The organism is Rathayibacter sp. CAU 1779 (assembly GCF_054551755.1).
On the sequence record NZ_JBTOLK010000001.1, the window covers coordinates 1,500,295 to 1,524,164 of the forward strand.

A 23,870-nucleotide genomic window follows, 5' to 3' on the forward strand; every position below is an offset into this window, starting at 1 on the left:
AGGGGCTCCCGCGCTCCCGCGATACCCTGAGCGGATGACGGTCGCGGCGGTGGTGTACTCGCGCAACGAGGCCGACCTCCTGGCCCCGTGCCTCGCCGCGGTGACGGGATTCGACGAGGTGGTCGTGTGCGACATGCAGTCGTCAGATGACACCGTCAGTGTGGCTCGCCGCGCGGGAGCGCGGGTGGTCGAGGTTCCGGATGCGCGCGTCATTGAGGAGGTGCGTCAAAGGGGCCTCGATGCAGTCGGAACCTCCTGGGTGCTGTTCGTCGATGCCGATGAGATCCTTCCGCCCGGCTTCAGTGAGCACGTGCGACGGATGATCGCATCCGCCGCATCGGATGGGACTGTCGCCTATCGTCTTCCGTACGCGAACGTCGCGTTCGGGCGGCAGCTTCACTCGACGCTGGTCGGAAGCGCGAAGTATTCGCTCCTGTCACGTTCAGGAACGCACTACCCTGCACTCGGCCGGGCACACGTGCCGCCAGACTTCGATGGTCCGATCAAGGATGCCCCCGCGAGCGTGCCTCAGATCCTGCACCTGAATTTCCGGGGCGCCGAGCAGACGGTCGAGAAGACCTTGAGGTATTCGCCCGATGTCGCTGGAGAGCCTTCGCTGCTCACCCCGACCGGTCTCATCAGGGCCTTGCTCCGTGCAACGGTCTTCTCACCGGTGTGGGCCGACGGCTACGCCGGCGTCGCGGTGGCGACCGCCACCGTCTTCGGGCGCTGGTATGCGGCATTTCTGAAAGCGGAACGGTCCGGCATCCTGGCGGACGACCTGCCGGCACGGGAACTGCGACGAGTCGCAACTGTGAGTCGATGGCAGAAGGCCGCCATCCGGTCTCGGGACTTGGCCCGGTCCTGGCCCCGGCGGTCTAGCCGCGCATCGCATGGTCCGGAATAGCGCGGGACGATGACGCGCATCGTGCACGTGACGCGGTTGCCTCCCAGCCCGTCCGGAGTGGCGCTCTTTGCGCAGGACATGAATGCCGCGTACGCGCTTCTGGGCGAGGTCGAGAACCATCGAATGCCGCCCGACCCTCACGACTCGCAGTCTTTCCCGCTCGCATGGCGAACCTGGCGTGCGCTTCGGCGCAACGTGCGAAGGCACGCCGACGCGATCGTGGTCGTGGAAATCGCCGGTCGCGGTGTGGCAGAGACCTGGGCTGCCTGGCTCCTCGCGTTCACCGGTCGCCGTGTCTGGATCACGGTGCACGACGTCCCTGCCGTGAGCGGCGGAGCCTTCCTGTCGCGGAGTCTTGATCGAAAGCGGCGGAGGTGGCTAGGCGTGCGCCTATCACGCACACTGGGTCGTCGTGTCGAACGAGGACTGCTGCGGCGGGCTGACAGGGTCATGGCGCTGTCCGTGGCTGGTGCGCGCGCACTCGCTGAGACATACCGGCTCGACCGTCCCGTCCTCGCGGTTCCGCACATCATCGAGCCTTCGGCTTCCGCTGTCGCCGAACCCCGGATCCTTGTTCCCGGCTATGTCGGGGACGCGCGCGCTGTGTTCCCGCTTCTGCGCGGGCTCGTCGATCTTCCCCGCCCATGGCGCCTTGTCGTCGGCGCGGCCGCGGACAGTGTTCTCGCCGCGATCCGCGACGAGGCTAGGCTCGTCGGCGTCGAGGACCGGGTCGACTTGCTTGGTCTGGTCGAGGAGGACGTCCTCGACAGAGAATTCTGTCGAGCGGCGATCGTCGTGCGATGGAGACCAGACGGATGGTCGTCGGGCCCTGCAGCCTTCGCGGTCTCCGGGCCAGTCATCCGAGCACTCGGACGCGGGTGTGCGGTCGTCTCGAACGACCGGAGAGGGGCCGCCGAGTGTCTGGCGGCCGCAGGCGCCGTCGTGGTCGGTGATGGCAAAGAGGGAGCGATCGACATGATGACAGCTGTCGCGCGACTCGTCTCAGACGACAAGCTTCGAGCTTCGTGCGCCGAGCGAGGACTCGCACACATCACCGACAGACACACTCCGGCGGTGGTGGCGGCACTTCTTCGAGGTGACCCGAAATGAGTGTGCGGCACGCACTCGGAAGGCTAATGCCATCCGGACGACGGCTGTTGGAGGGATTCCTCAATCGTGTGGTCATGAACGTCGCACCCAACGAGTTGCGCATCGCCATGATGCGAATGCTCGGCGCCGAGATCGGCCCGCATGCCTATCTCAACTCGGGTACTGAGGTGCTCGCACCCGAGAACCTCCGCATCGCCGGCGGTTTGCACATCGGCAGGTTCTGCCAGGTCGACGCCAGGGGGGAGATCAAGATCGGACACGACGTCGTGATTGCCGGACACGTGCTGCTCATCACGGCCGACCATGACATCGCGGACCCGGGCTTTGGCGGCCGACTCGGCCGCATCGTCATCGGCGACAGAGTCTGGATCGGCAGTCGTGCTGTTGTCCTGAAAGGCGTCGTCATCGGCGAGGGCGCGGTCGTCTCGGCCGGGTCGGTGGTGTCGAGGAACGTGCCGCCGTGGACCGTGGTGCGAGGTGTTCCGGCGCAACCCATCGGCGAACGGCCGAAGAATCAGACTTACCGCATCGACTACGGATCGCGATGGCACTGAGTCGCCGCGGAACCCGGTCCCAACGTCATTGACCGGGCGTGCGGCTCCCCGCCTCAGATGACATCGGCGAAGCCACGTTCATAGCGCTGGAAGACGAGCACCCCTGCGAACAGGACCACGACCGCGGTCACTGGCAGCGCGATGAGTTCCCAGGCGGCCGGCATCGGTTGCCCGATCAGGGTCCAGCGCACGGTCTCCATCAGCCACGTCAGCGGGTTGAGTTCGAAGAGCCAGCGCAGATTCGAAGGTACGGCGGACAGGGAGTACGCGATGGGCGTCGCATAGAGCAGGATCTGCAGCACCCACGGCAGGATGTATGCCACATCTCGATAGGTGACCGTGATCGCGGATGCCGCCACGCCGAGCCCGCAGGCCAGCATCAGAGTGATGAGCAGCCAAACCGGGGTCAGCACGATCGGCCACCCCGGGTTCACTCCGTAGATGAAGAGCAGCACCACGAGCATGATAAACGCCACGGCGAAGTCGATCAGCACAGAAATGACGCTCGACAACGGTACGAGCAGACGCGGGAAGAACACCTTCGACACCAGCGCCTGATTTGAGACAAGCGACCCTGATGAGCGGCTCACGACACTGTTGAAAGCGGTCCACGCAAGCATCCCAGCGAAGCTGAACAGGAAGTACGGAACACCCCCGGACGGAAGTTTCGCAACCTGCCCGAAGATCACCGCGAAGATGCCGGCCGAGGCGATCGGCTGGAGGACGACCCAAGCCACTCCGATCGCGGTCTGCCGGTAGCGCAGCACGAGGTCCCGGATGCCGAAGCGGTAGAGGACCTCGCGTGCCTCCCAGAATTCGCGCCACGGCGGAAGGTTGAAACGGCCGGGCGGCCTGATGATCGTGCGGGTCATGAGTCGATCTCATAGTCGAAGTCGGCCAGGACGGCTCCGTGCTGCATCGCCTCGTCAGAGGTGAGTTCCGGATATGGAGATGCCGGCAGCACGTCGAACGAATCCGCGGCCTCCCAGGAGTCCAGCACGCCCGCCTGGCACACGAAGAGATCGACGGTGTATCGCCCGGGTCTGAACCACAGCGACTTGATCCGGAGGGCGCCACGTTGCGGTTCGGCCGGATCGAACCAGGCGCCGGTGAGGCGGGAGTCGCACTGGACGACGATGTTGCCGTTCGCGTCGTTGATGTGGCACGACACGAAGTACTTGCCGATCAGCTCGGGGTTGGTGCCCACCTCGAACTCGATCACAGTGTCATCGGTCGGATCCTGCGACTGATCGACGACGGCCGCCCGGGTGAAGCGAAGGGCGCCCGTGCCCGGTCGCCGTGCAGCGTCGCGCTGCTCGGTTTGGAACGACTCGAATGTGCTGCGGTAGTGCTCGAGCGCGCCGTCCACACTTCCGTAGAACGAAAGGCGTCCTCGTTCCAGGAACATGGCCGAAGTGCAGAGCGAGGTGACAGTTTGCGCCTGGTGGCTCACGTAGAGCACCGTGCGACCACTTCGCGCCACGTCGCGCATCATTGCGAGCGACTTCGCCTGGAACTCCGCGTCACCCACCGCGAGAACTTCGTCGATGGCGAGGATCTCGGTCTCGAGGTGAGCCGCGACCGAGAAGGCCAGCCTCACGTACATGCCGGACGAGTACCGCTTGACCTGAGTGTCGAGGAACTTCTCGACGCCCGAGAACTCCACGATGTCGTCGAACCGCCGCTTGATCTCCTTGCGGCTCATGCCGAGCAGGGAGCCGTTGAGGTAGATGTTCTCCCTACCGGTGAGCTCAGGGTGGAAGCCGGTTCCGACCTCGAGCAGGCTGCCGACCCTGCCGCCCAGGTCGATGAGGCCGCTGGTCGGTGCCGCCACGCGCGTCAGCAGCTTGAGCAGAGTGCTCTTTCCCGCACCATTCCGACCGACGATGCCGACGGCTTCTCCCCAGGGGATGTCGAATGTCACGTCGTCGACCGCGGAGAAGTCGGTATAGGTGGCGCGGTGCAGCGGATGCCGAATCCGCTCGATCATGGCGTCGGTAATCCGGTTAGAGCGCGCCGACCCGTCGACGATCCGGTACGTCTTCGTCAGGTTCTCGACAGTGATCGCGGTGTCGCGCATATTCGGCATCGCCCCCGCTTGTGTGGTGCAAGACGGCCGGTCAGAGGCCGCCTCGATGCTACCAGCAGCCTTCCTGCCCGCTTCGGGCCTGTGTACCCCCAGATCGGGCGTCCGTAAGGTCTGCGAACCACCGAGCATGAGACGATCTCATCATTGCCCCGCCAGCGTCAGAGATCGCGTGGAGGATGGATGGAACGCCGACACCTGCATGTCATCACGCCTGGTGATCATTTCTCGCCTCGCACCGGCAGCGCGATTCCCACCGTGGTCGATGGGCTGGCCGGGGCGACCCCGGTGGGAGGCATTCGACCCGCTGTGCTCGTTGCGAGTGGGACCTACGCCGATCGCTACAGTACGGCGGACATCATCGAGTATCAGGCAGTTCGTCACCACAGGACAGACCGCTACCTGGACGCAGCCGCCTCAAGGATCGGCCTGCCCCGGTTCATGGCCCGCCGCGAATACGCGGCTGCAGTAGACGAGCAGCGAGCCTGGGACCCTGCGGTCATCGTCGCGCACAATGCGGTACAACTAGTCCCCGACATCGACGCCGATAGGCATCTTCCCGTTCTGTACGCCCACAACGATCTGCTGAAGACGTACTCGCGTCGCGAGGCATTCCGAGCTCTCGGCCGTGTCGGAGCGATCGTGTGCGTGAGTAAGTCCCTCGCGGGACAGATAGCGGACTCGCTGCCCCCGGAGCTGTGGGACCGGCTTGCCGTCGTGCACAACGGGATCGATGTCGGCCTGTTCCATCCTCGTGACGACCTTGAGCGCGGCGAAACGCTCCAGGTGGCCTTCGTAGGTCGCGTCATCCCAGAGAAGGGACCGGATGTTCTCATCAACGCCCTGCGCATCTTGGACAGACCCGACGTCCACGCGACGATCGTTGGTACCTCGGGGTTCTCGGCGGACGCACCGCTCAGCCCGTACGAACGATCGCTACGACGTCTCGCGGAGCCTCTCGGTGACCGCGTGACCATGAAGCCGTTCTCCCCCCGCCGCGAGACCGCGGGAATCCTTCGTGGAGCCGATGTCGTGGTGATTCCGTCGCGGTGGCTTGATCCTTTCCCTCTTACAGTTCTCGAGGGGATGGCGTCAGGGACTGCGGTGATCGCCAGCAACATCGGAGGCATTCCAGAGGCCGCCGGATCCGCCGGACTACTCGTTCCGCCGGACGATCCTCGTGCGCTGGCGGAGGCTATCGCCTCCCTCGCGGGCGACGAGCACCTGCGTCGATGCGTGGTCTCCTCTGGGCTCGAACGGGCGAGGGCGAGCACCTGGTCCGCCAGACGAGACGAGTTCAATGAGATTGTCCGGCGTGCGATAGCCGTCCGCGGTTAACTGCAGCTCCGAGCGGCTGCGCGCCAGACCCGTGGAACACCGAGAAGCACCGCTGTCCCACCCTTCTGCGTCAAGGTCGAGCGTCGTCTGCTCACCTAGCATGTGTCCATGGAGTGGGCGAGGGTGAGGGCCGGCGGAGTGACGCCGATCGTCGTCGCCGTCGTGACTCTGGCGGTGGTGGTGGGCGTGAGCCTCGGCGTGCTGAGCGTGAACAGCAGCCTTATCGCGCTCGTCGTCGGTGTCGTGGTCCTCTTGGCCGGCGTCATGGTCCGCGATCCGACCATCGTTCCTGTGCTCGCGGTGCCGGCGACCCTCGTGCTCACGAGGGTGGGCGGGGCGCTCAGCGTCTCCGATGTGGTGCTCGCACTGGCGTCCGTCGTGTCGCTGTTGATGCTTCGCGGACGCGGTGCAGTGGTGCTCATGCCTCTGGTCTGGGCGGGAATCGTCTACCTCGCGATGGCCATCCCCACGCAAATCGTGAATCCGTACACCGCGAACGTCACGGAGTGGGTGCACGAGGTATTCCTCATTCTTGGCAGCCTCATCATCGGCTTCGTGATCGGGCGGGAGAATCGGGCGCAGACCGCACTTACCATCTACCTGCTCGCCTGCAGCGGCATCGGGATCGCCGTGATCTACGTGTCGCTGAGCACATTCGCGCAGACCGGCGAGTTCGCTCCGGTGTTCCTCGGCGACCTGAACAAGAACACGACGGGAGGCATGCTCGCCATCGCCGCGGTCGTCGCCTTCGCCCGCCCCATCTGGCTGAGGTGGACCCCGGGATGGTCGTGGGCGGCAGTCATCGTGTGTTCACTGGGCGTCGTGGCCGCGCAGTCCAGGCAGGGCCTCATCGGAGCGATCGTCGGCATCCTGATCGTGAGTATCAGGGCGCGACCCCAGACGGGCCGCCGGGTGCGCATCGTCTGGCTGGCGGCCATTCCCGGCATCGTGTGGGTGCTGAGCGCACTGACTGCTCAGTTGCAGTCCGACAATCAGTTCAACTCGGCGCACCAACGCGTGGACTGGTACACGCAGTCGGTGCAGATCTGGCTCACGTCGCCCATCTTCGGAGTGGGCATGCGGTGGTGGTACACCGACCGGTTCGCAGGCCAGTACCAGTCGTTCCAGCCGCCCAACGCTGAACTCGAGGTCCTCACGACAGTGGGCGTGTTCGGCCTGATCGGCTTCTTCGTCATGTTCGCTGTGGCCGGCTGGTACCTGTGGAAGATGGATCCGGTGTACGGCACCGTGGGCTTCGCCGTCGTGGCCACTCGATTCACTCAGGCGCAGTTCGACCTGTACTGGGTCGCGGGCCAGGCATCGCTGCTCTGGATCGTGGCAGGTATCTGTTACGGCGTGAAGGCGATGGACGACGCCCGCCGTGCGCGCGGGGAGCCGCTCTCCTGGGAGTTGCCGCCTCAGCAGCAGAAGGGACGTTGGCCTCGTCCCGTCGGGCCACGTTCGCGGCGCGCACGATCCGGCACGGCCGTCTAGCCGAGATCCCGCTTCCGTGTCCCGTTCTGGGGACTGACCGGGCGTCACAGACGTGGTTATCGTGAGACGAATCGTCGCCGAAACCGTGAAGTGGACTCTCGATGCAGGTTCTGAGGATCGCCCACCACGCCGTCGTGTCTGCCTGGCGGGAGCGGGAGCGGGAGCTCCGCCGCCAGGGCGTCGATGTCGAGCTCGTTTCGTCCGAGGTCTGGAACGAGGGCGGCCGCGACGTGCGGCTCGACGTCGAGGGCGACGACTTCGTGTCCGGCGCCGCCACAGTTGGAAGACACCCGAGCGTGTTCGCGTTCGACCCGCGTCCGATCTGGCGTGCGATGGCACGGCGACCCGACCTGATCGACCTCCACGAGGAGCCGAACGCCCTCGCCACTGCCGAAGTGCTGCTCATCCGCCGTTTGCGTGGCAGCAAGGCGCCGTACGTTCTGTACTCGGCGCAGAACATCCGCAAGCGTTACCCGATCCCGTTCCGGTGGATCGAGCGTCACGCGCTGAAAGGCGCGGCAGCGGCCTATGTCTGTAATACCGAGGCGGGCGAGATCCTCACGGAGAAGGGCCTTGCGGGCCCCGCCGTGGACATCCCGCTCGGCGTGGACCTTCGCGTCTTCGAGCCGGCGGACCGTTGCCCTCCCAGTGATGGCCCGAAGACGATCGGCTACATCGGCCGCCTCGAGGCCCATAAGGGAGTCGACGTTCTGCTGCGCGCTGCCGTGGGACACGACGACTGGCACCTCCGCCTCACAGGGGACGGCCCACACCGGGCGGAGCTGGAGTCGTTGGCAAGGAGCATCGGCATCGCCGAGCGCGTCGAGTTCCTCGGATTCGCGGACGGACAGCAGTTGGCGGATCGCTACCGGCAGCTCGATGTGGTCGTGGTTCCCTCGCTGCCGCGACCGAACTGGCTCGAGCAGTTCTGTCGCGTCGCAGTCGAGGCGATGGCATCCGGCGTCCCGGTGGTGGCGAGTGCTTCCGGCGCGATTCCCGATGTCGTCGGCGATGCCGGTGTGCTCGTGCCTCCTGGCGACCCGGTCGCGCTTGCTGCGGCGATCGACGACGTACTCGTGCCGGACGCCTGGTGCGAGCATCGTCGCAGAGGCCTCGATCGCTCGACCCGGTTCACGTGGGAAAACGTCTCGCGCATGCAGCGGCAGATGTACGAGTCCATCCTCGGCGCCGGGGCCACCATCAGTCGTAACGACCATGGCAGCCATGACGTCCCGCAGGTGCTGATCGTTGCATTCGGGGCGCCCGATCCGTTGGAGGGATGCCTCGCCGATCTTGGCGGCGCACTGCCTGTCATGATCGTCGACAATTCGTCGTCGTCGGCGACACGAGCTGTCGCGGAGCGGCATGGCGCGCAGTACATCGACGCGGGACGCAACCGCGGATTCGCCGGCGGGGTCAACCTGGGACTCGAGGAGATCGAGCGCTCGGCGAGCAGCAGACGCGATGTCCTGCTCCTGAATCCGGACGCGAGGATCGGGCCCGCCGGCGTCGCGCGCATGCACGAACTGCTTCGATCCTCGTCGCGCATGGCGGCGGTCGGGGCGACGCAGACGGATCCGGTCACAGGCGCTCCCGTTCGAGTCTGGTGGCCGTTCCCGACGCCTGCAGGGGCATGGATCGAGGCGATCGGGCTCGGCGGCCTGCGCAGAGCCCGCGGCTTCGCGATCGGTTCGGCGCTGATGCTGAGCAGGGCCGCCCTGGATGACGTCGGACGTCTCGACGAGCGCTTTTTCCTCTACGCCGAGGAGACGGACTGGCAGTACAGGGCGCGGGCTCGTGGCTGGGATATCGCGGTCGCCGAGGTGGAGGCGACGCACGAGGGCGGCGGCACGGGCGGCGATCCGCGTGTCAGGGAGCGTCATTTCTTCGGAAGCGCGGAGAAATACCTCCGCAAGCACCACGGGACCCTCGGATGGCAGGTCTATCGCACCGGGACGATCCTCGGTGCGGCGGTTCGGGGCGCGCTGCTCCCGGGGGATCGTGGTGCCGCAGCGAGGAGACGTGCCGCCATATTCCGCCTGGGGCCGGTGGCTATCGAGACTGGTACCGTCGGCCCGCGGCGTTCGTCGACACCGGGCGAGAGCGGGCTCCATGTCGTGCACGTGGTCTGCTCCGAAGCGTTCGCCGGAGTGGAACGTTACGTGCTGCAGTCGGCGCTAGCGCTGCGCGAGGCGGGATGCCGGGTCACTGTGATCGGGGGCGGTCCGTCGACCATGCGTCCTGAGTTGGAGCGCGCCGGGATCGCCTGGCACCCGGGTCGAACCGTACGATCCGCGGTCGCGGCGATCAAGCGGGTTCATGACGTCGACGTCATCGACACGCACATGACGCTTGCGGACTTCGCTGGTGCTGTCGCCTCCGGCCGCCGTGTTCCCGTTGTGAGCACGCGCCATTTCGCAGCTCGCCGAGGCGCGAGCGCTTTGCATCGATTCGCGGCGACGGTTGTAGCGAGGAAAGTCTCTGCGCAGATAGCGATCTCGCAGTTCGTCGCCGACGATATCGAAGGGGACAGCCTCGTGGTCTACACCGGTGTCCCCGATGTCCCAGATGTGAACGAGGAAGCCCGCGAGCCGATCGTGCTCGTGCTGCAGCGCCTCGAGGCCGAGAAGTCCACTGAGGTCGCCATCCGCGCATGGGCATCGATGCCGACCCGCGACGGATGGCGTCTGGTGATCGCGGGGGAGGGGTCGGAGGAGTCACGGCTGCGTGACCTCGCTGCAACGCTCAGCGTCACCGATTCGATCGACTTCGTCGGGTTTCAGAGCGAAGTGGGCGCCTGGATGTCACGCGCATCGATGCTCATCGCCCCGACGCCACGCGAGGGGCTCGGACTCACGGTGCTCGAGGCGATGTCTTACGGTGTCCCCGTTGTCGCGGCATCCGGGGGCGGCCATCTGGAGACGGTCGGCGGCGTGAGCCATGCTGCACTGTTCCCGGCCGGCGATGCCGAGGCTGCGGGGACTCTGATGGCGTCGCTGATCGGCGATCCTGCTCGGCGTCTCACCTACGGACGCACGCTGCGCGACCGGCAGCGTGCGGAGTTCACTGTGGCGGCACAGACCGCTGCCACATTATCCGAGCTTCGTCGCGTGTCCGGATCGACCGTCCCCTTGTTGGGGACTGTCAGTCCTGACACCGATCAGTACCGTTGATTGCGACGTCGTGCGATCCGAGCACGACGGACGGGACACAGCATGAACGGCTCACGCAGGACTGCTCTGATCACGGGGATCACGGGTCAGGACGGCGGTCATCTCGCCTCGTTGTTGCACGACAAGGGATACCGCGTGTTCGGCCTGATCCGCGGGCAGCACAATCCACGCAGGGACGATGTGGAGCGCGACCTGCCGTTCGTCGAGTTGCTCGAGGGGGACGTGACCGATCCAACGTCCCTGGTGCGGGCGGTCGAGACCTCCTCACCCGATGAGCTCTACAACTTCGCTGCGATCAGCCACGTCGGCTATTCGTTCAATCACCCGACCCTGACGATGGAGGTGACAGGCAAAGGCGTGCTGAACGTCCTCGAGGCCGTTCGGCTCTCCGGTCGCGCCGCGCACACCAAGATCTATCAGGCGTCGACGTCGGAGATGTTCGGCGGCATGGACTACTCCATGCCGGGCTCCGGTTACAACGAGACGTCTCAGTTCCATCCGCGCAGTCCTTACGGTGTCGCCAAGCTGTACGGCCACTGGATCGCCAAGAACTACCGCGAGAGCTACGGAATGTTCGTCGTGTGCGGCGTGCTGTTCAACCACGAGGGCGAACGTCGCGGCACCGAGTTCGTGACCCGCAAGATCACGAGGGCTGTCGCGCGCATCCACCTCGGCCTCCAGGACACGATCAACCTCGGTGTCCTGTGGCCGAAACGCGATTGGGGTTATGCAGGCGACTATGTGCGCGGCATCTGGATGATGATGCAGCACCACGAGCCGGACGATTTCGTGCTGGCCACCGGTGAAGCACACTCGATCGAAGACTTCCTCGCCACCGCGTTCGGGAAGATCGGCGTGGGAGACTGGCGTCCCTATGTCACCTTCGATCCGGCGCTGACTCGAGCGGCCGAAGTCGACAACCTGCTCGGCGATGCGTCCAAGGCGGAGCACGTGCTCAGCTGGAGGCGCGAGGTGGGATTCGATGACCTCGTCACGCGCATGGTCGCTCACGATCTCGCCGATCAGCGACTGCGGAATGGGATCTCGCCGTTGACACCGCCGGTGGTTCCGGCCGATATCACGGCACCCACCGTCGAAACGGCCCCGGAGTTGCCATGAACCACCTCACGACCGGCGCCGACTCACGGGTCGGGCGCCAAGCAGTGCCGCGCATCCGCGAGGATCCAAGTGGGCGAAGGGCTGGCGCAGTGAAGCGCCGGATCGTAGTCATCTCGCTCGAGACGTGGGACGGCGTGTGGCGCCGCAATCAGTATCTGGTCGACGGGTTGCTCTCATCTGACGACGACACGGAAGTGCTGTTCGTCGAACCCCCGTCAGACCCGTTGTACGACGTGATCAGCGCACGTCGCCCTCATCGGGGACGAGGCCTCCGTGTCGGTGGTTACCACGGACGACTCATGCTGTATCAGCCGACGAAGGCACTACCTCGTCTTGCGGGCCCGGCCGCCGATTCATTGCTGCTGCGCAGTGTGCGGCACGCGGTGACGAAGCTCGGCTGGACCTCTGGTGTGCTCTGGGTCAACGATCCGAGGGCGGCCGCACTCCTCGAAGTGTTCGACTGGCCGGTGCTCTACGACGTCACAGACGACTGGGCGCTCGCCGACCGAGGTAATCGTGAACATGCCCGCATCGTCGCGGGAGACGGCCTCCTGCTGGAACGCAGTGACGAGGTGGTGGTCTGCTCACCCGCGCTCGCCGCGACGAAGGGATCGGTCAGGGCGGTGCACCTCATCCAGAATGCCGTCGATGTCGCTCGCTACCGTGTCGATCATCCGCGACCGGCAGATCTTCCGAGCGGACCGGTCGCGCTGTACGTCGGCACACTGCATGAGGACCGCCTCGATGTCGACTTGGTCGTGCGAACCGCAGAGGCAGCCCGTGCGGTCGGAGGCACGGTGGTTCTGCTTGGACCGAACGCGCTGTCTGTCCGGAACCGAGAGCGCCTCGCGGCTCAGCAGGGACTCGTGGTACTCGGACCGCGGCACAGGGACGACGTGCCAGGTTTCCTGCGCCACGCCAACGTCCTGCTCGTGGCCCACGTGGTGACGGACTTCACCGACAGCCTCGATCCGATCAAGCTGTACGAATACCTAGCGGTGGGACGGCCGATCGTGAGCACACCGGTTGCGGGATTCCGTGACCTCGCCGGCGTCACCGTCGCGTCTGCGGATGTCTTTCCCGAGACGGTCGCCCACGATCTGGTCGAGTGGCGTCAATCGGGAGATCACGTCGTCGTACCCGACTGGGGTGACCGGGTCGCAGCCTTCTCGGATGTCGTCGCGTCCGTCGCACGGGAACGCGTGTCGCCGGTGGTGGGCGCATGAGCGGCGTGATCGTGCACGAATGGCTCGAGTCGGTCGGTGGCGGTGAGCGTGTCGCCGACGCATTGGCGAGCGAGTTCCCCGACGCTCCCATCGTGTGTCCCTGGGATGACGTCGTCGGTCGGTACGGGCCGGGACGGGTAACGCAGAGCTGGCTGGCTGGTACGCCCCTGCGCAGGCACAAGGCTGCAGCGATGCCGCTCCTGATTCCGTGGTGGCGGTCGCTGCCCGCGTTCGATGCCGATTGGATGCTCGTCGCGACCCACCTCTTCGCACACCACGCGAAGCTCCGCGGTGCAGCTCGAGATGTGCCGAAGTACGTCTACACGTACAGCCCAGGCCGATCAATCTGGCAACCGGACATCGACGAGCGCGGGCAAGGCTTGATGGCAAGAACCGTCGCTGGTCCGCTCCGCGTTCTCGATCGGAAACGAGCGGCCGAGCCGGTGAAGGTCGCCGCAGTCAGTCACTTCATCGCCGAGCGGATCGAACGGTGCTGGGATCGCGAAAGCGCCGTGATCAACCCGCCCGTCGACGTCGCCGCGTTCCCCGGCAGCGACGATGAGCTCACTGACGAGGAACTGCGCCAAGTCGAGTCGCTGCCGAAGGGATTTGTGTTCGGTGCATCGCGATTCGTTCCATACAAGCGCGTCGACGTGGCGATTACCGCCGGGGCAGCGGCGGACCTGCCGGTCGTGATCGCCGGGGACGGACCAGAGCGCGCACGTCTGTCCGCTCTGGCGAACGAGCACCCGGGACGCGTCACCTTCTTGCACAAACCGTCGGATGCCGTGATGCGGGCCCTCTATCGGCGAGCGTCTGTGTACGTCTTCGCCGCCGTCGAAGACTTCGGCATCATGCCTGTCGAGGCGATGGCCGCCGGGACCCCGGTCGTCGGAAATGCTGTTGGCGGTGCATCCGAGACCGTGGTCGACGGGGAGACCGGTGCGTTGTTCCGGTCCACCGATGCCGAGGAGCTGCGGCGTGCAGTCGAACTCGCCCTGACGATGGATCCGGCAGCGTGCCGCGCGCGCGCCGCTCAGTTCGACGGCACGCGGTTTGGTGAAAGGATCAGAGACTGGATGACGACGTAAGGCGCCGCGCCATCCGGTCGATGTCCCTGGTCAGCTCTCCTACCAGGGCGCGCCACGCCTCGGGCGGCTCGTCCACCGGATCCGCGATGTCATCGTCCGCGCTCGCGCCGATCATCTCCGAACGGTGGCGGTCGGCACCCACCAAGTCGATCCACTCCCCGAGAAGAACGTGTCTGCTGGGACGGTGATCGTCCAGCCAGCGCACGAACTGGCGGAGGGTGAACACGCGCGGCCACAGTTCGGCGTCGGCGGCGACGAGTTCGCGAACGTGCTCTCTGGTCATCGTGATGATCACGTCCCATCCGCGGAGGCCGCGCACGTCAGCACGCTTACTGACGTGCGACGCGAGGTCGAAGCCCCACTCACGCGCCACCTGGACACCGGCGGGCGGCATCGGCCGGCCACCCTCGATGAGACCGGCCGAATCGAAGACGAACGGCAGGCCTGCGAACCGCCGCCAGGCCACCGCCTCCGCCATCACCGAACGGCATTGATTCGCGGTGCAGATGAACAGGACGCCCGTCGCCCTCTTCGCACCATTGCCGTCGACCTCGTGGGTGTACGGCTTGCCCTGCACGATCAGACCTTCTCGTCCTCTGCTGAATCGGACAAGGGGACGGTCTTGGCCGGACGAGCGGACATCTCGCGCCCCTGACCATCGTCGCGAGTGCTCCGTGCATCGTCGGACGGCGTCGTTCCGGGTTCGCGCGACGCATGATCGTCGAAGCCGTTCGCGTCGGAATCCGCCGCAGGGCGGGCGTCTTCGCGACGTCTGAGCTGCGCCGAACGACGGCGTGCGGACGAGTTGGTCCCGTAGTACGCCGAATACGACTTCGGAATGCGTCGTCGCGATCGGTTCGCAACGACGCCGAGAACGGTGATCCCGTTTCCAGCCAGGGCGTGCACGGTCTCGACGAGGCGCTTGCGTCTTGTGCGGCGGATGGATGCCACGAGCACCGCTCCGTCGGTGTGCGCTGCGAGGAGGCTGGCATCGACGAGGGCGAACGATGGGGGTGAGTCGATCACGACGATGTCGCACAGCTGCCGTAGCGACGCGATGATGTCGCCGAGCGCCTGCACTGCCAGCAAGTCAGCCGGATCCCATGGCTCGGATCCGGCCGGCAGCACGCTGAGCCCCCGGAACTTGGTCGGACGCAGGCTTCGAGCGATCGCATCAGTCGTGGGAGACGAACCCTGCGTGGCGGCCGACTGCAACAGTTCAGTGAGTCCGGGGCCTGTCGCCACGTCTCCGAAGTAGAGGTCGAGACTCGGTTTGCGAAGGTCGCCTCCGACGAGCACCACTTGCTTGCCGGTGCGGGACCAGGCCAGGGCGAGATTCGAGGAGATGAATGTCTTGCCATCGCCGGGCTCGACACTCGTGAACACGATGACGTTGTTTCCGGGCGGCAGGAGCACCTGGAGGGTGGTGCGGAGTGCACGCAGCCCTTCGTTGAGCGCCGTGCGCTTGCGGCCGGCCGCCGGAAGCCAATCGCCCTTCCGCTGCATCCGGCGGTCCAGGCTGAGCTCACCGAGCGGGGGTACGTCGATGAGGTCCTCCAGCTCCTCCTCGCCCCGCAGTCGATCGTCGAACGCGTCCCAGATGAGGGCGATGCCGATGCCCGCAACGAGACCAGCGGCTAGCGCGGTCCCGAACGCCACAAGCGGGCTCGTTCCCTTGAACTGACCGGCCGATGCAGCACTGGTGACGGTCAGAGGCGGTGCAGCGTTGTTGATCTTGTCCAGGGTGTTGTTCGCGCTCGACAGCGAGTCGATCGCGTTGCTGAGGTTGGCCTGCGCGATCGAATTGCCTGGGCTGGCGTTCACCTGCGTCTGATAGAGCTCGGCGGCCGTGGTCCACTTGGCAACCTGTGCCTCTGCCGCGGTCTTGGCCTTGGCTGTCTGCTCCTGGAGGTAGGAGTTGTATGCGGTGGCGACAGCGGCTGAGTGCTTCCGCGCTTCCTCTGACGTGCTGCCGTTCGCCGTGATGGTGACAGTCTTCGCCTGGCCGAGGTTCGAGCCCTGGTTGAGCGTGTATCCAACGGCCCAGGACTCCGCGGATCCAGCAGGCTCACCGGCGGCCTTGGCCGCAGCGTCGAGCACCTCGGGAGATGTGATGCTCTCCGGGTCGAAGTCGACCGTCGCCGTACCGATCTGTCCACTTGCGGACGCGCTGGCGGCAAGGGAGCTCATGCGCACCGTGATCGACGAGGTGTAGATCGGTGTCTGGCGCGCGAGGAACACCGCCGCCACCGCGACAGCGAGAACGATCACCGTGATGATCAGAATCCGCCGTTGCCAGATGGCGCTCAGAGCTTGACGAAATGTCACTTTTGTCTCCCGCTGGCGTTCCGACCGTTCAATAGGATACCGGGCGCTCAGGTGCGGCCCTGCAAAGGGCAAGGACGTCCTGTGCGCGCGAGGCTGGTGGGCGATGGTCCCGCGTGTCCTCAAAGCGCTAACAGACCGGTGCCTCAACGAACCGACCGCTGCCGTGGCGGTCGCAAGGTCGATTGCGGCGTCGAGTATCCATGCCTCGTTCTTCAACGGTCGTGCAGACGACGGTGACGCTCTCAATCCTGATACGCACGGGTCGGGCTGCTGCTTCGGATGCCGCCACGACCGCGACACGCCCGAGTTGCAACTACCCCCGAAATCTGGCAAACTTCTGGGGTTCAACATTTCGGTGCTGCGCGCCTTGCGCGCGGTTCACCGGATCACTGCCAGGTAGTGCATAGCCGCTTCGAGTGGACAGATCCGAAGGCTCGGATCGTGTCGGTGGAGTTCAGGCTAGGCCGCGGGCAGAAGGACACAGCTTAATCGACACCCGAAGCCCATGGTCTATCCATGTGCCCGCGACGGCGACACGCCCGAGCGCGGGGGTCGGTGAGGGGCGACGGAAGTCGGCGCGAGCCGCGCATGCCAGTCGCCTTTGACAGAAGAACAGCGGTGCGGCACCACGCCGGCGCCCGAAGAGCGTTGACACGCGACGCGTCCAATGCGGCTCTGACTGCCGTACGACGCCTGAACAGTAGAGAGAGAGTCAGATATGGCGGGACAGAAGATCCGCATCCGGCTTAAGTCGTATGACCACGAGGTCATCGACACCTCGGCGCGCAAGATCGTCGACACGGTGACCCGTGCCGGCGCTCAGGTCGTCGGGCCGGTGCCGCTCCCCACCGAGAAGAACGTGGTGTGCGTCATCCGTTCGCCCCACAAATACAAGGACAGCCGCGAGCACTTCGAGATGCGCACGCACAAGCGGCTGATCGACATCATCGACCCGACGCCGAAGGCCGTCGACTCGCTCATGCGTCTCGACCTGCCGGCCGATGTCAACATCGAGATCAAGCTGTAGGGGTCGAACGATGTCCAATACTGAGACCAGGACCGTCAAGGGTCTGCTCGGCAAGAAGCTCGGCATGACCCAGGTGTGGGACGAGAACAACAAGCTCATCCCCGTGACCGTTGTCGAGATCACCCCGAACGTGGTCACCCAGGTGCGCACTCCCGAGGTCGACGGCTACAACGCCGTGCAGATCGCCACGGGTGCCATCGACCCGCGCAAGGTGAACAAGCCGGCGAGCGGCCACTTCGAGAAGGCCGGCGTCACGCCGCGTCGTCACCTCACCGAGATCCGCACCGCGGACGCCGGCTCGTACGAGGCCGGCCAGGAGCTCACCGTCGAGGCCACGTTCGAGGCCGGCCAGAAGGTCGACGTCGTCGGAACCTCGAAGGGTAAGGGCACCGCCGGTGTCATGAAGCGCCACAACTTCAAGGGCGTCTCCGCTTCGCACGGTTCGCACCGCAACCACCGCAAGCCCGGTTCGATCGGCGCGTCTTCGACGCCCAGCCGTGTCTTCAAGGGCATGCGCATGGCCGGTCGCATGGGCGCAGAGCGCGTCACCGTGCTGAACCTCACGGTGCACTCCGTTGACGCCGCCAAGGGCCTGCTGCTCGTCAAGGGCGCGGTTCCCGGCGCACGCGGTCGCATCGTCTTCGTCCGCAACGCAGTGAAGGGAGCGTAGTCACATGGCTACCTCGATCGACGTTTTCGACGCAGCCGGCAAGAAGTCCGGTTCCGTCGAGCTGCCCGCGGAGATCTTCGACGTTCAGGTGAACGTCCCGCTGATCCACCAGGTCGTCGTGGCGCAGCTCGCCGCCGCGCGCCAGGGCACGCACAAGACCAAGAACCGCGGTGAGGTCTCCGGCGCCGGCCGCAAGCCGTTCAAGCAGAAGGGCACCGGTCGCGCCCGCCAGGGTTCCATCCGCGCCCCGCAGATGACCGGTGGTGGCATCGTCCACGGTCCGACCCCGCGCAGCTACGCCCAGCGCACCCCCAAGAAGATGATCGCCGCCGCACTGCTCGGTTCGCTCAGCGACCGCGCCCGTGGTGAGCGCATCCACGTGGTGGAGTCCCTCATCGCCGGCGACGCGCCGTCGACGAAGGATGCCGTCGCGCTGCTGAGCTCCGTCGCCACCTCGAAGCACGTGCTGGTCGTCACCGATCGCGCAGACGAGAACGGCCTCAAGAGCGTCCGCAACCTGCCGACGGTGCACACGCTGTCCTATGACCAGCTCAACGCCTACGACGTGCTCGTCTCCGACGACATCGTCTTCACCAAGGCTGCTTTCGACTCCTTCGTCGCAAGCAAGACGAAGAAGGAAGAGGTGAACGCGTAATGGCCACGAACAAGGACCCGCGCGACATCATCATCGCTCCGGTCGTGTCCGAGAAGAGCTACTCGCTCATCGACGAGGGCAAGTACACCTTCCTCGTCGACCCCCGCTCGAACAAGACGGAGATCAAGCTCGCGATCGAGAAGATCTTCAAGGTCGAGGTCGCATCCGTCAACACTCTGAACCGTCAGGGCAAGACGCGCCGCACCAAGTTCGGCACCGGCAAGCGCAAGGACACCAAGCGCGCCATCGTCACCCTCAAGTCCGGTTCCATCGACATCTTCACGGCTGTCGGCTAAGGAGCAAGGGAACAACTATGGCTATTCGCAAGTACAAGCCGACGACCCCCGGTCGCCGTGGCTCCTCCGTGGCCGACTTCGCCGAGATCACCCGATCGACGCCGGAGAAGTCGCTGCTCAAGCCGCTGTCGAAGACCGGTGGGCGCAACAACCAGGGCCGTATCACGACCCGTCACATCGGTGGTGGCCACAAGCGCCAGTACCGCGTCATCGACTTCCGTCGCAATGACAAGGACGGTGTCAACGCCAAGGTCGCGCACATCGAGTACGACCCGAACCGCACGGCGCGCATCGCGCTGCTGCACTTCGTGGACGGCACCAAGCGCTACATCATCGCTCCCGACAAGCTCAAGCAGGGCGACATCGTGGAGTCGGGTCCGAACGCTGACATCAAGCCGGGCAACAACCTGCCGCTGCGCAACATCCCGACCGGTACCGTGGTCCACGCGATCGAGCTGAAGCCGGGCGGGGGCGCGAAGATCGCGCGCTCGGCTGGCGCATCCGTTCGTCTCGTCGCCAAGGACGGCCCTTACGCCCAGCTGCGTATGCCCTCCGGCGAGATCCGCAACGTCGACATCCGCTGCCGCGCAACGGTCGGCGAGGTCGGCAATGCCGAGCAGTCCAACATCAACTGGGGCAAGGCGGGCCGCATGCGGTGGAAGGGCGTTCGCCCGACCGTCCGTGGTGTCGCGATGAACCCGATCGACCACCCGCACGGTGGTGGTGAGGGCAAGACCTCCGGTGGTCGCCACCCGGTCAGCCCGTGGGGCCAGAAGGAAGGCCGCACGCGTCACCCGAACAAGGAAAGCGACAAGCTGATCGTCCGCCGCCGCAACGCTGGCAAGAAGCGCAAGTAGGAGTTAGTAGAAGATGCCTCGCAGTCTCAAGAAGGGCCCCTTCGTCGACGAGCACCTGCTTACCAAGGTGGTTCGCGCGAACGAGTCCGGCAGCAAGAACGTCATCAAGACGTGGTCGCGTCGCTCGATGATCGTGCCGGCAATGCTCGGTCACACGATCGCCGTGCACGACGGTCGCAAGCACATCCCGGTCTTCGTCACTGAGACGATGGTCGGCCACAAGCTCGGGGAGTTCGCCCCGACCCGCACCTTCCGGGGACACGTGAAGGACGACAAGAAGGGTCGTCGCCGCTGACGCGGTGACATGAGGAGGAGAAAGAAATGGTGGAGTCGATCGCCCGAGTGCGACACATCCGCGTTACGCCTCAGAAGGCTCGCCGCGTCGTCAACCTGATCCGCGGCAAGCAGGCGCAGGAGGCCCTGGCCATCCTGAAGTTCGCACCTCAGGGCGCGAGCGAGCCGGTCTACAAGCTCGTGGCATCCGCTATTGCGAATGCCCGGGTGAAGGCCGACGCCTCGAACCAGTACCTGGACGAGCGGGACCTCTACGTGAGCCGCGCCTTCGTCGACGAGGGCACGACGCTGAAGCGTTTCCAGCCCCGCGCACAGGGTCGCGCGTTCCGCATCAACAAGCGCACCAGCCACATCACCGTTGTGCTGGCCACACCTGACGAGGGGACGAAGTAATGGGTCAGAAGGTCAACCCGTACGGCTTCCGTCTGGGCATCACGACGGACCACGTGTCGCGTTGGTTCTCGGACTCGACGAAGCCCGGTCAGCGTTACGCCGACTACATCGCCGAGGACGTCAAGATCCGTCGCCTGCTGCAGACGCAGCTGGACCGTGCCGGCGTCTCGCGCATCGAGATCGAGCGCACCCGTGACCGCGTGCGTGTGGACATCCACACCGCCCGCCCGGGTATCGTCATCGGTCGCCGTGGGGCAGAGGCCGAGCGCATCCGCGCCGACCTCGAGAAGCTCACCGGCAAGCAGATCCAGCTGAACATCCTCGAGGTGAAGAACCCCGAGGCGGATGCTCAGCTCGTCGCCCAGGGCATCGCCGAGCAGCTGAGCGCTCGCGTGGCGTTCCGTCGCGCGATGCGCAAGGGTCTGCAGGGCGCCCAGCGCGCCGGCGCCAAGGGTGTCCGGATCCAGGTCTCCGGCCGTCTCGGCGGTGCCGAGATGAGCCGGTCGGAGTTCTACCGCGAGGGTCGTGTGCCGCTGCACACGCTGCGCGCGAACATCGACTACGGCTTCTACGAGGCCAAGACCACCTTCGGCCGCATCGGTGTGAAGGTCTGGATCTACAAGGGCGACATCACCAACAAGGAACTCGCTCGCGAGCAGGCCGCCGCCAAGTCGGGCCGCTCGGACCGCAGCGACCGTCCGCGCCGTGCGCCTCGCGCTCAGGCCGAGGCCCCCGCGGCAGAAGGAGCCAGTGCATAACCATGTTGATTCCCCGCAGAGTCAAGCACCGCAAGCAGCACCATCCCGGCCGTAGCGGCCAGGCGACCGGTGGCACGAAGGTCAGCTTCGGCGAGTTCGGCATCCAGGCCCTGACCCCCGCTTACGTGACGAACCGTCAGATCGAGTCCGCTCGTATCGCCATGACGCGTCACATCAAGCGTGGCGGCAAGGTGTGGATCAACATCTACCCCGACCGTCCGCTCACGAAGAAGCCGGCCGAAACCCGCATGGGTTCCGGTAAGGGTTCGCCCGAGTGGTGGGTCGCCAATGTCAAGCCGGGCCGTGTGCTCTTCGAGGTCGCCGGCGTCGACGAGACGCTGGCCCGCGAGGCACTCACCCGTGCCATCCACAAGCTGCCCCTCAAGGCACGCATCATCAAGCGCGAGGAGGGCGACGCGTAATGGCGATCGGATCCAAGGAGCTCGCTCCCGCTGAGCTCGACACCTTCGACGACGAGAAGCTCGTCGATGAACTGAAGAAGGCCAAGGAAGAGCTGTTCAACCTGCGCTTCCAGTCGGCAACCGGCCAGCTCGAGAGCCACGGCCGTCTGCGCGCCGTCAAGCGCGACATCGCCCGCATCTACACGGTGATCCGCGAGCGCGAGCTCGGCATCCGTGCGACGCCGGCCCCGGTCGAGGCTCCCGCCAAGGCCGCGAAGAAGACCAGCAAGAAGGCCGAGGCCGCCGAGGCCGAGACCGAGACGAAGGAGGAGGCGGAGTAATGGCTGCCACCAAGGCACAGGCTGAGACCGCCGCTCCGGCCGGTCACGAGCACGCCGCGCACGACGTCAAGGACGTCAACGCCCGCGGATACCGCAAGACTCGCCGCGGCTACGTCGTCAGCGACAAGATGGACAAGACCATCGTCGTCGAGGTCGAGGACCGCGTGAAGCACCCGCTGTACGGCAAGGTCATCCGCCGCACCACCAAGGTGAAGGTGCACGACGAGGCCAACACCGCAGGCATCGGCGACCTCGTGATCATCAGCGAGACCCGCCCGTACAGCGCCACGAAGCGCTGGCGCCTGGTCGAGATCCTCGAGAAGGCCAAGTAAGCCGCCGGCTTGCTTGTGACAAGGAGTTAGAGAAGTGATTCAGCAGGAATCCCGACTCAAGGTGGCCGACAACACCGGCGCCAAGGAGTTGCTCACGATCCGCGTTCTCGGTGGTTCGAAGCGCAAGTACGCCGGTCTCGGCGACACCATCGTGGCGACCGTCAAGGACGCCATCCCCGGTGGAAACGTGAAGAAGGGCGATGTCGTCAAGGCGGTCATCGTCCGCACCGTGAAGGAGACGCGCCGTGCAGACGGCTCGTACATCAAGTTCGACGAGAACGCCGCGGTGATCTTGAAGAACGACGGCGACCCGCGCGGAACGCGCATCTTCGGGCCCGTCGGTCGCGAGCTGCGCGACAAGAAGTTCATGAAGATCATCTCGCTGGCGCCGGAGGTGATCTAGTCCATGGCGAACATCAAGAAGGGCGACCTGGTCCAGGTCATCTCGGGGGCAACCCAGGCCCGCGGCGGAGACCGCGGCAAGCAGGGTCGCGTCATCGAGGTGCTGGTCGAGACGAACCGAGTCGTCGTCGAGGGCGTGAACTACGTCACGAAGCACGTGAAGGTCGGCCAGACCCAGCGCGGTTCCAAGACCGGTGGTCTTGAGACGCACGAGGCGCCGATCCACGTGTCCAACGTGGCGCTGGTGGACCCGGAGACCAAGAAGCCGACCCGCGTGGGTTTCCGCGAGGAGAAGGTGACGAAGGACGGCGTGACCAAGACCGTGCGCGTCCGTTACGCCAAGAAGTCAGGTAAGGACCTGTAATGACCGACACCGCAACTGCTGCGCCGGCTGGCAAGATCCAGCCGCGCCTCAAGCAGAAGTACAAGAACGAGATCGCTGCGGCGCTGAAGGAGCAGTTCGGCTACTCCAACGTGCACCAGGTTCCCGGCCTCGTGAAGGTCGTCGTGAACACCGGTGTCGGTGACGCCGCTCGCGACGGCAAGATCATCGACGGTGCGATCGCCGATCTCACCAAGATCACGGGTCAGAAGCCGCAGGTCACCAAGGCTCGCAAGTCCATCGCACAGTTCAAGCTGCGCGAGGGTCAGCCGATCGGTGCCCACGTCACGCTCCGCGGCGACCGCGCCTGGGAGTTCCTGGACCGCCTGCTGTCGCTCGCGCTGCCGCGCATCCGCGACTTCCGCGGCCTCTCGGACCGCCAGTTCGACGGTCACGGCAACTACACGTTCGGCGTGCAGGAGCAGTCCATCTTCCACGAGATCGACCAGGACAAGATCGACCGTGTCCGCGGTTTCGACATCACAGTCGTCACCACCGCGGAGACGGATGACGAGGGTCGTGCGCTGCTCAAGGCGCTCGGCTTCCCGTTCAAGTCGAACGACTGAGTGAAGACGGCCGGGCGGATTCCGGTCCGCCCGGCCACCCACTGACGGCCGTCCGGTCGCCAGACCATCG

27 protein-coding genes are annotated in these 23,870 nt (G+C 65.6%); 23 read left to right on the top strand and 4 right to left on the bottom strand.

Features of this window, described 5'->3' with window-relative positions:
- The first annotated feature begins 34 nt into the window (after window positions 1-34).
- From ACX9R5_RS06805 to ACX9R5_RS06815, 3 genes are all read left to right on the top strand, one after another.
- On the top strand, window positions 35-907 hold the full coding sequence (locus ACX9R5_RS06805; protein WP_459408241.1) for a glycosyltransferase: 873 nt from the start codon (window positions 35-37) through the stop codon (window positions 905-907).
- Window positions 908-1,030: 123 nt separating this feature from the next.
- Window positions 1,031-2,017 carry a glycosyltransferase gene (locus ACX9R5_RS06810; protein WP_459409044.1) on the top strand — a complete coding sequence of 329 codons (987 nt, stop codon included), beginning with the start codon at window positions 1,031-1,033 and terminating at the stop codon, window positions 2,015-2,017.
- 74 nt (window positions 2,018-2,091) lie between these two features.
- On the top strand, window positions 2,092-2,571 hold the full coding sequence (locus ACX9R5_RS06815) for an acyltransferase (protein ID WP_459408242.1): 480 nt from the start codon (window positions 2,092-2,094) through the stop codon (window positions 2,569-2,571).
- A gap of 53 nt (window positions 2,572-2,624) precedes the next feature.
- Here the strand turns inward: ACX9R5_RS06815 and ACX9R5_RS06820 are convergent, their stop codons facing one another.
- Together ACX9R5_RS06820 and ACX9R5_RS06825 are read right to left on the bottom strand one after the other, a co-directional pair.
- Window positions 2,625-3,443 carry an ABC transporter permease gene (locus ACX9R5_RS06820; protein WP_459408243.1) on the bottom strand — a complete coding sequence of 273 codons (819 nt, stop codon included), beginning with the start codon at window positions 3,441-3,443 and terminating at the stop codon, window positions 2,625-2,627.
- Window positions 3,440-4,660 carry an ABC transporter ATP-binding protein gene (locus ACX9R5_RS06825; protein WP_459408244.1) on the bottom strand — a complete coding sequence of 407 codons (1,221 nt, stop codon included), beginning with the start codon at window positions 4,658-4,660 and terminating at the stop codon, window positions 3,440-3,442. Before ACX9R5_RS06825 ends, ACX9R5_RS06820 begins: the two co-directional genes overlap by 4 nt.
- Before the next feature lie 180 nt (window positions 4,661-4,840).
- Here ACX9R5_RS06825 and ACX9R5_RS06830 point away from each other — a divergent pair, with 180 nt between their 5' ends.
- From ACX9R5_RS06830 to ACX9R5_RS06855, 6 genes are all read left to right on the top strand, one after another.
- Window positions 4,841-5,995 (top strand): glycosyltransferase family 4 protein, encoded by a 1,155-nt coding sequence (locus tag ACX9R5_RS06830; RefSeq protein ID WP_459408245.1) that lies wholly within the window; start codon window positions 4,841-4,843, stop codon window positions 5,993-5,995.
- Between the two features lie 108 nt (window positions 5,996-6,103).
- Window positions 6,104-7,489: an O-antigen ligase family protein gene (locus ACX9R5_RS06835; RefSeq protein ID WP_459408246.1), complete on the top strand. Its 1,386-nt coding sequence runs from the start codon at window positions 6,104-6,106 to the stop codon at window positions 7,487-7,489.
- Between the two features lie 101 nt (window positions 7,490-7,590).
- The gene (locus ACX9R5_RS06840) at window positions 7,591-10,662 is read left to right on the top strand and encodes a glycosyltransferase (protein WP_459408247.1); all 3,072 of its coding nucleotides are present in this window, start codon (window positions 7,591-7,593) and stop codon (window positions 10,660-10,662) included.
- Between the two features lie 42 nt (window positions 10,663-10,704).
- Complete coding sequence (locus ACX9R5_RS06845) at window positions 10,705-11,781, top strand: GDP-mannose 4,6-dehydratase (protein WP_459408248.1); 1,077 nt, start codon at window positions 10,705-10,707, stop codon at window positions 11,779-11,781.
- An 89-nt stretch (window positions 11,782-11,870) separates the two neighbouring features.
- The gene (locus tag ACX9R5_RS06850) at window positions 11,871-13,007 is read left to right on the top strand and encodes a glycosyltransferase (RefSeq protein ID WP_459408249.1); all 1,137 of its coding nucleotides are present in this window, start codon (window positions 11,871-11,873) and stop codon (window positions 13,005-13,007) included.
- On the top strand, window positions 13,004-14,098 hold the full coding sequence (locus tag ACX9R5_RS06855; protein WP_459408250.1) for a glycosyltransferase: 1,095 nt from the start codon (window positions 13,004-13,006) through the stop codon (window positions 14,096-14,098). The genes ACX9R5_RS06850 and ACX9R5_RS06855 overlap by 4 nt, the downstream gene beginning before the upstream one ends.
- Here the strand turns inward: ACX9R5_RS06855 and ACX9R5_RS06860 are convergent.
- On the bottom strand, window positions 14,076-14,675 hold the full coding sequence (locus ACX9R5_RS06860) for an arsenate-mycothiol transferase ArsC (RefSeq protein WP_459408251.1): 600 nt from the start codon (window positions 14,673-14,675) through the stop codon (window positions 14,076-14,078). The two genes, ACX9R5_RS06855 and ACX9R5_RS06860, sit on opposite strands and share 23 nt — an antisense overlap.
- A 2-nt stretch (window positions 14,676-14,677) precedes the next feature.
- A complete protein-coding gene (locus ACX9R5_RS06865; protein WP_459408252.1) occupies window positions 14,678-16,426 on the bottom strand; it encodes a polysaccharide biosynthesis tyrosine autokinase in 1,749 nt (582 codons plus the stop codon).
- Window positions 16,427-17,144: 718 nt separating this feature from the next.
- Between ACX9R5_RS06865 and rpsJ the strand changes: the two genes are divergently transcribed.
- From rpsJ to rplE, 14 genes are read left to right on the top strand one after another with little or no spacing between them, the layout of a single operon-like run.
- Window positions 17,145-17,453, top strand: coding sequence for a 30S ribosomal protein S10 (gene rpsJ, locus ACX9R5_RS06870; protein ID WP_022900935.1), 309 nt, complete (start codon window positions 17,145-17,147; stop codon window positions 17,451-17,453).
- A 10-nt stretch (window positions 17,454-17,463) separates the two neighbouring features.
- Window positions 17,464-18,123 carry a 50S ribosomal protein L3 gene (gene rplC, locus ACX9R5_RS06875; protein WP_459408253.1) on the top strand — a complete coding sequence of 220 codons (660 nt, stop codon included), beginning with the start codon at window positions 17,464-17,466 and terminating at the stop codon, window positions 18,121-18,123.
- Between the two features lie 4 nt (window positions 18,124-18,127).
- Entirely contained in the window at window positions 18,128-18,778 is a 651-nt protein-coding gene (gene rplD, locus ACX9R5_RS06880; protein WP_459408254.1) for a 50S ribosomal protein L4, read from the top strand.
- Entirely contained in the window at window positions 18,778-19,074 is a 297-nt protein-coding gene (rplW, locus tag ACX9R5_RS06885) for a 50S ribosomal protein L23 (RefSeq protein WP_170024942.1), read from the top strand. Before rplD ends, rplW begins: the two co-directional genes overlap by 1 nt.
- A gap of 17 nt (window positions 19,075-19,091) precedes the next feature.
- Window positions 19,092-19,931 carry a 50S ribosomal protein L2 gene (gene rplB, locus ACX9R5_RS06890; protein ID WP_459408255.1) on the top strand — a complete coding sequence of 280 codons (840 nt, stop codon included), beginning with the start codon at window positions 19,092-19,094 and terminating at the stop codon, window positions 19,929-19,931.
- 13 nt (window positions 19,932-19,944) lie between these two features.
- Window positions 19,945-20,226, top strand: a complete 282-nt coding sequence (rpsS, locus tag ACX9R5_RS06895) for a 30S ribosomal protein S19 (RefSeq protein WP_022900930.1) — start codon at window positions 19,945-19,947, stop codon at window positions 20,224-20,226.
- Window positions 20,227-20,252: 26 nt separating this feature from the next.
- Entirely contained in the window at window positions 20,253-20,618 is a 366-nt protein-coding gene (gene rplV, locus ACX9R5_RS06900) for a 50S ribosomal protein L22 (protein ID WP_325454887.1), read from the top strand.
- Window positions 20,618-21,376 (top strand): 30S ribosomal protein S3, encoded by a 759-nt coding sequence (rpsC, locus tag ACX9R5_RS06905; protein ID WP_459408256.1) that lies wholly within the window; start codon window positions 20,618-20,620, stop codon window positions 21,374-21,376. The genes rplV and rpsC overlap by 1 nt, the downstream gene beginning before the upstream one ends.
- 2 nt (window positions 21,377-21,378) lie before the next feature.
- On the top strand, window positions 21,379-21,798 hold the full coding sequence (gene rplP / locus ACX9R5_RS06910; RefSeq protein ID WP_378145191.1) for a 50S ribosomal protein L16: 420 nt from the start codon (window positions 21,379-21,381) through the stop codon (window positions 21,796-21,798).
- The gene (rpmC, locus tag ACX9R5_RS06915) at window positions 21,798-22,118 is read left to right on the top strand and encodes a 50S ribosomal protein L29 (protein WP_459408257.1); all 321 of its coding nucleotides are present in this window, start codon (window positions 21,798-21,800) and stop codon (window positions 22,116-22,118) included. Before rplP ends, rpmC begins: the two co-directional genes overlap by 1 nt.
- Window positions 22,118-22,450, top strand: coding sequence for a 30S ribosomal protein S17 (rpsQ, locus tag ACX9R5_RS06920; protein WP_459408258.1), 333 nt, complete (start codon window positions 22,118-22,120; stop codon window positions 22,448-22,450). Before rpmC ends, rpsQ begins: the two co-directional genes overlap by 1 nt.
- Window positions 22,451-22,484: 34 nt before the next feature.
- A complete protein-coding gene (gene rplN, locus ACX9R5_RS06925) occupies window positions 22,485-22,853 on the top strand; it encodes a 50S ribosomal protein L14 (protein WP_170024936.1) in 369 nt (122 codons plus the stop codon).
- Between the two features lie 3 nt (window positions 22,854-22,856).
- Window positions 22,857-23,216 carry a 50S ribosomal protein L24 gene (gene rplX, locus ACX9R5_RS06930; protein WP_459408259.1) on the top strand — a complete coding sequence of 120 codons (360 nt, stop codon included), beginning with the start codon at window positions 22,857-22,859 and terminating at the stop codon, window positions 23,214-23,216.
- Window positions 23,216-23,800 (top strand): 50S ribosomal protein L5, encoded by a 585-nt coding sequence (rplE, locus tag ACX9R5_RS06935; protein WP_459408260.1) that lies wholly within the window; start codon window positions 23,216-23,218, stop codon window positions 23,798-23,800. Before rplX ends, rplE begins: the two co-directional genes overlap by 1 nt.
- Window positions 23,801-23,870 lie beyond the last annotated feature (70 nt).

What these genes read in the sequence shown, in the direction of transcription:
- rplB (WP_459408255.1), top strand. Translation starts at nt 19,092, where the DNA reads ATGGCTATTCGCAAGTACAAGCCGACGACCCCCGGTCGCCGTGGCTCC.
- rpsQ (WP_459408258.1), top strand. Translation starts at nt 22,118, where the DNA reads ATGGCTGCCACCAAGGCACAGGCTGAGACCGCCGCTCCGGCCGGTCAC.
- rplE (WP_459408260.1), top strand. Translation starts at nt 23,216, where the DNA reads ATGACCGACACCGCAACTGCTGCGCCGGCTGGCAAGATCCAGCCGCGC.
- rplW (WP_170024942.1), top strand. Translation starts at nt 18,778, where the DNA reads ATGGCCACGAACAAGGACCCGCGCGACATCATCATCGCTCCGGTCGTG.
- rplC (WP_459408253.1), top strand. Translation starts at nt 17,464, where the DNA reads ATGTCCAATACTGAGACCAGGACCGTCAAGGGTCTGCTCGGCAAGAAG.
- ACX9R5_RS06830 (WP_459408245.1), top strand. Translation starts at nt 4,841, where the DNA reads ATGGAACGCCGACACCTGCATGTCATCACGCCTGGTGATCATTTCTCG.
- ACX9R5_RS06820 (WP_459408243.1), bottom strand. Translation starts at nt 3,443, where the DNA reads ATGACCCGCACGATCATCAGGCCGCCCGGCCGTTTCAACCTTCCGCCG.
- ACX9R5_RS06810 (WP_459409044.1), top strand. Translation starts at nt 1,031, where the DNA reads ATGCCGCCCGACCCTCACGACTCGCAGTCTTTCCCGCTCGCATGGCGA.
- rpsJ (WP_022900935.1), top strand. Translation starts at nt 17,145, where the DNA reads ATGGCGGGACAGAAGATCCGCATCCGGCTTAAGTCGTATGACCACGAG.
- ACX9R5_RS06815 (WP_459408242.1), top strand. Translation starts at nt 2,092, where the DNA reads ATGAACGTCGCACCCAACGAGTTGCGCATCGCCATGATGCGAATGCTC.
- rplD (WP_459408254.1), top strand. Translation starts at nt 18,128, where the DNA reads ATGGCTACCTCGATCGACGTTTTCGACGCAGCCGGCAAGAAGTCCGGT.
- ACX9R5_RS06805 (WP_459408241.1), top strand. Translation starts at nt 35, where the DNA reads ATGACGGTCGCGGCGGTGGTGTACTCGCGCAACGAGGCCGACCTCCTG.
- rpmC (WP_459408257.1), top strand. Translation starts at nt 21,798, where the DNA reads ATGGCGATCGGATCCAAGGAGCTCGCTCCCGCTGAGCTCGACACCTTC.
- ACX9R5_RS06825 (WP_459408244.1), bottom strand. Translation starts at nt 4,660, where the DNA reads ATGCCGAATATGCGCGACACCGCGATCACTGTCGAGAACCTGACGAAG.
- rplX (WP_459408259.1), top strand. Translation starts at nt 22,857, where the DNA reads ATGGCGAACATCAAGAAGGGCGACCTGGTCCAGGTCATCTCGGGGGCA.
- ACX9R5_RS06845 (WP_459408248.1), top strand. Translation starts at nt 10,705, where the DNA reads ATGAACGGCTCACGCAGGACTGCTCTGATCACGGGGATCACGGGTCAG.
- rplP (WP_378145191.1), top strand. Translation starts at nt 21,379, where the DNA reads ATGTTGATTCCCCGCAGAGTCAAGCACCGCAAGCAGCACCATCCCGGC.
- ACX9R5_RS06835 (WP_459408246.1), top strand. Translation starts at nt 6,104, where the DNA reads ATGGAGTGGGCGAGGGTGAGGGCCGGCGGAGTGACGCCGATCGTCGTC.
- ACX9R5_RS06855 (WP_459408250.1), top strand. Translation starts at nt 13,004, where the DNA reads ATGAGCGGCGTGATCGTGCACGAATGGCTCGAGTCGGTCGGTGGCGGT.
- rplV (WP_325454887.1), top strand. Translation starts at nt 20,253, where the DNA reads ATGGTGGAGTCGATCGCCCGAGTGCGACACATCCGCGTTACGCCTCAG.
- rpsS (WP_022900930.1), top strand. Translation starts at nt 19,945, where the DNA reads ATGCCTCGCAGTCTCAAGAAGGGCCCCTTCGTCGACGAGCACCTGCTT.
- rpsC (WP_459408256.1), top strand. Translation starts at nt 20,618, where the DNA reads ATGGGTCAGAAGGTCAACCCGTACGGCTTCCGTCTGGGCATCACGACG.
- ACX9R5_RS06840 (WP_459408247.1), top strand. Translation starts at nt 7,591, where the DNA reads ATGCAGGTTCTGAGGATCGCCCACCACGCCGTCGTGTCTGCCTGGCGG.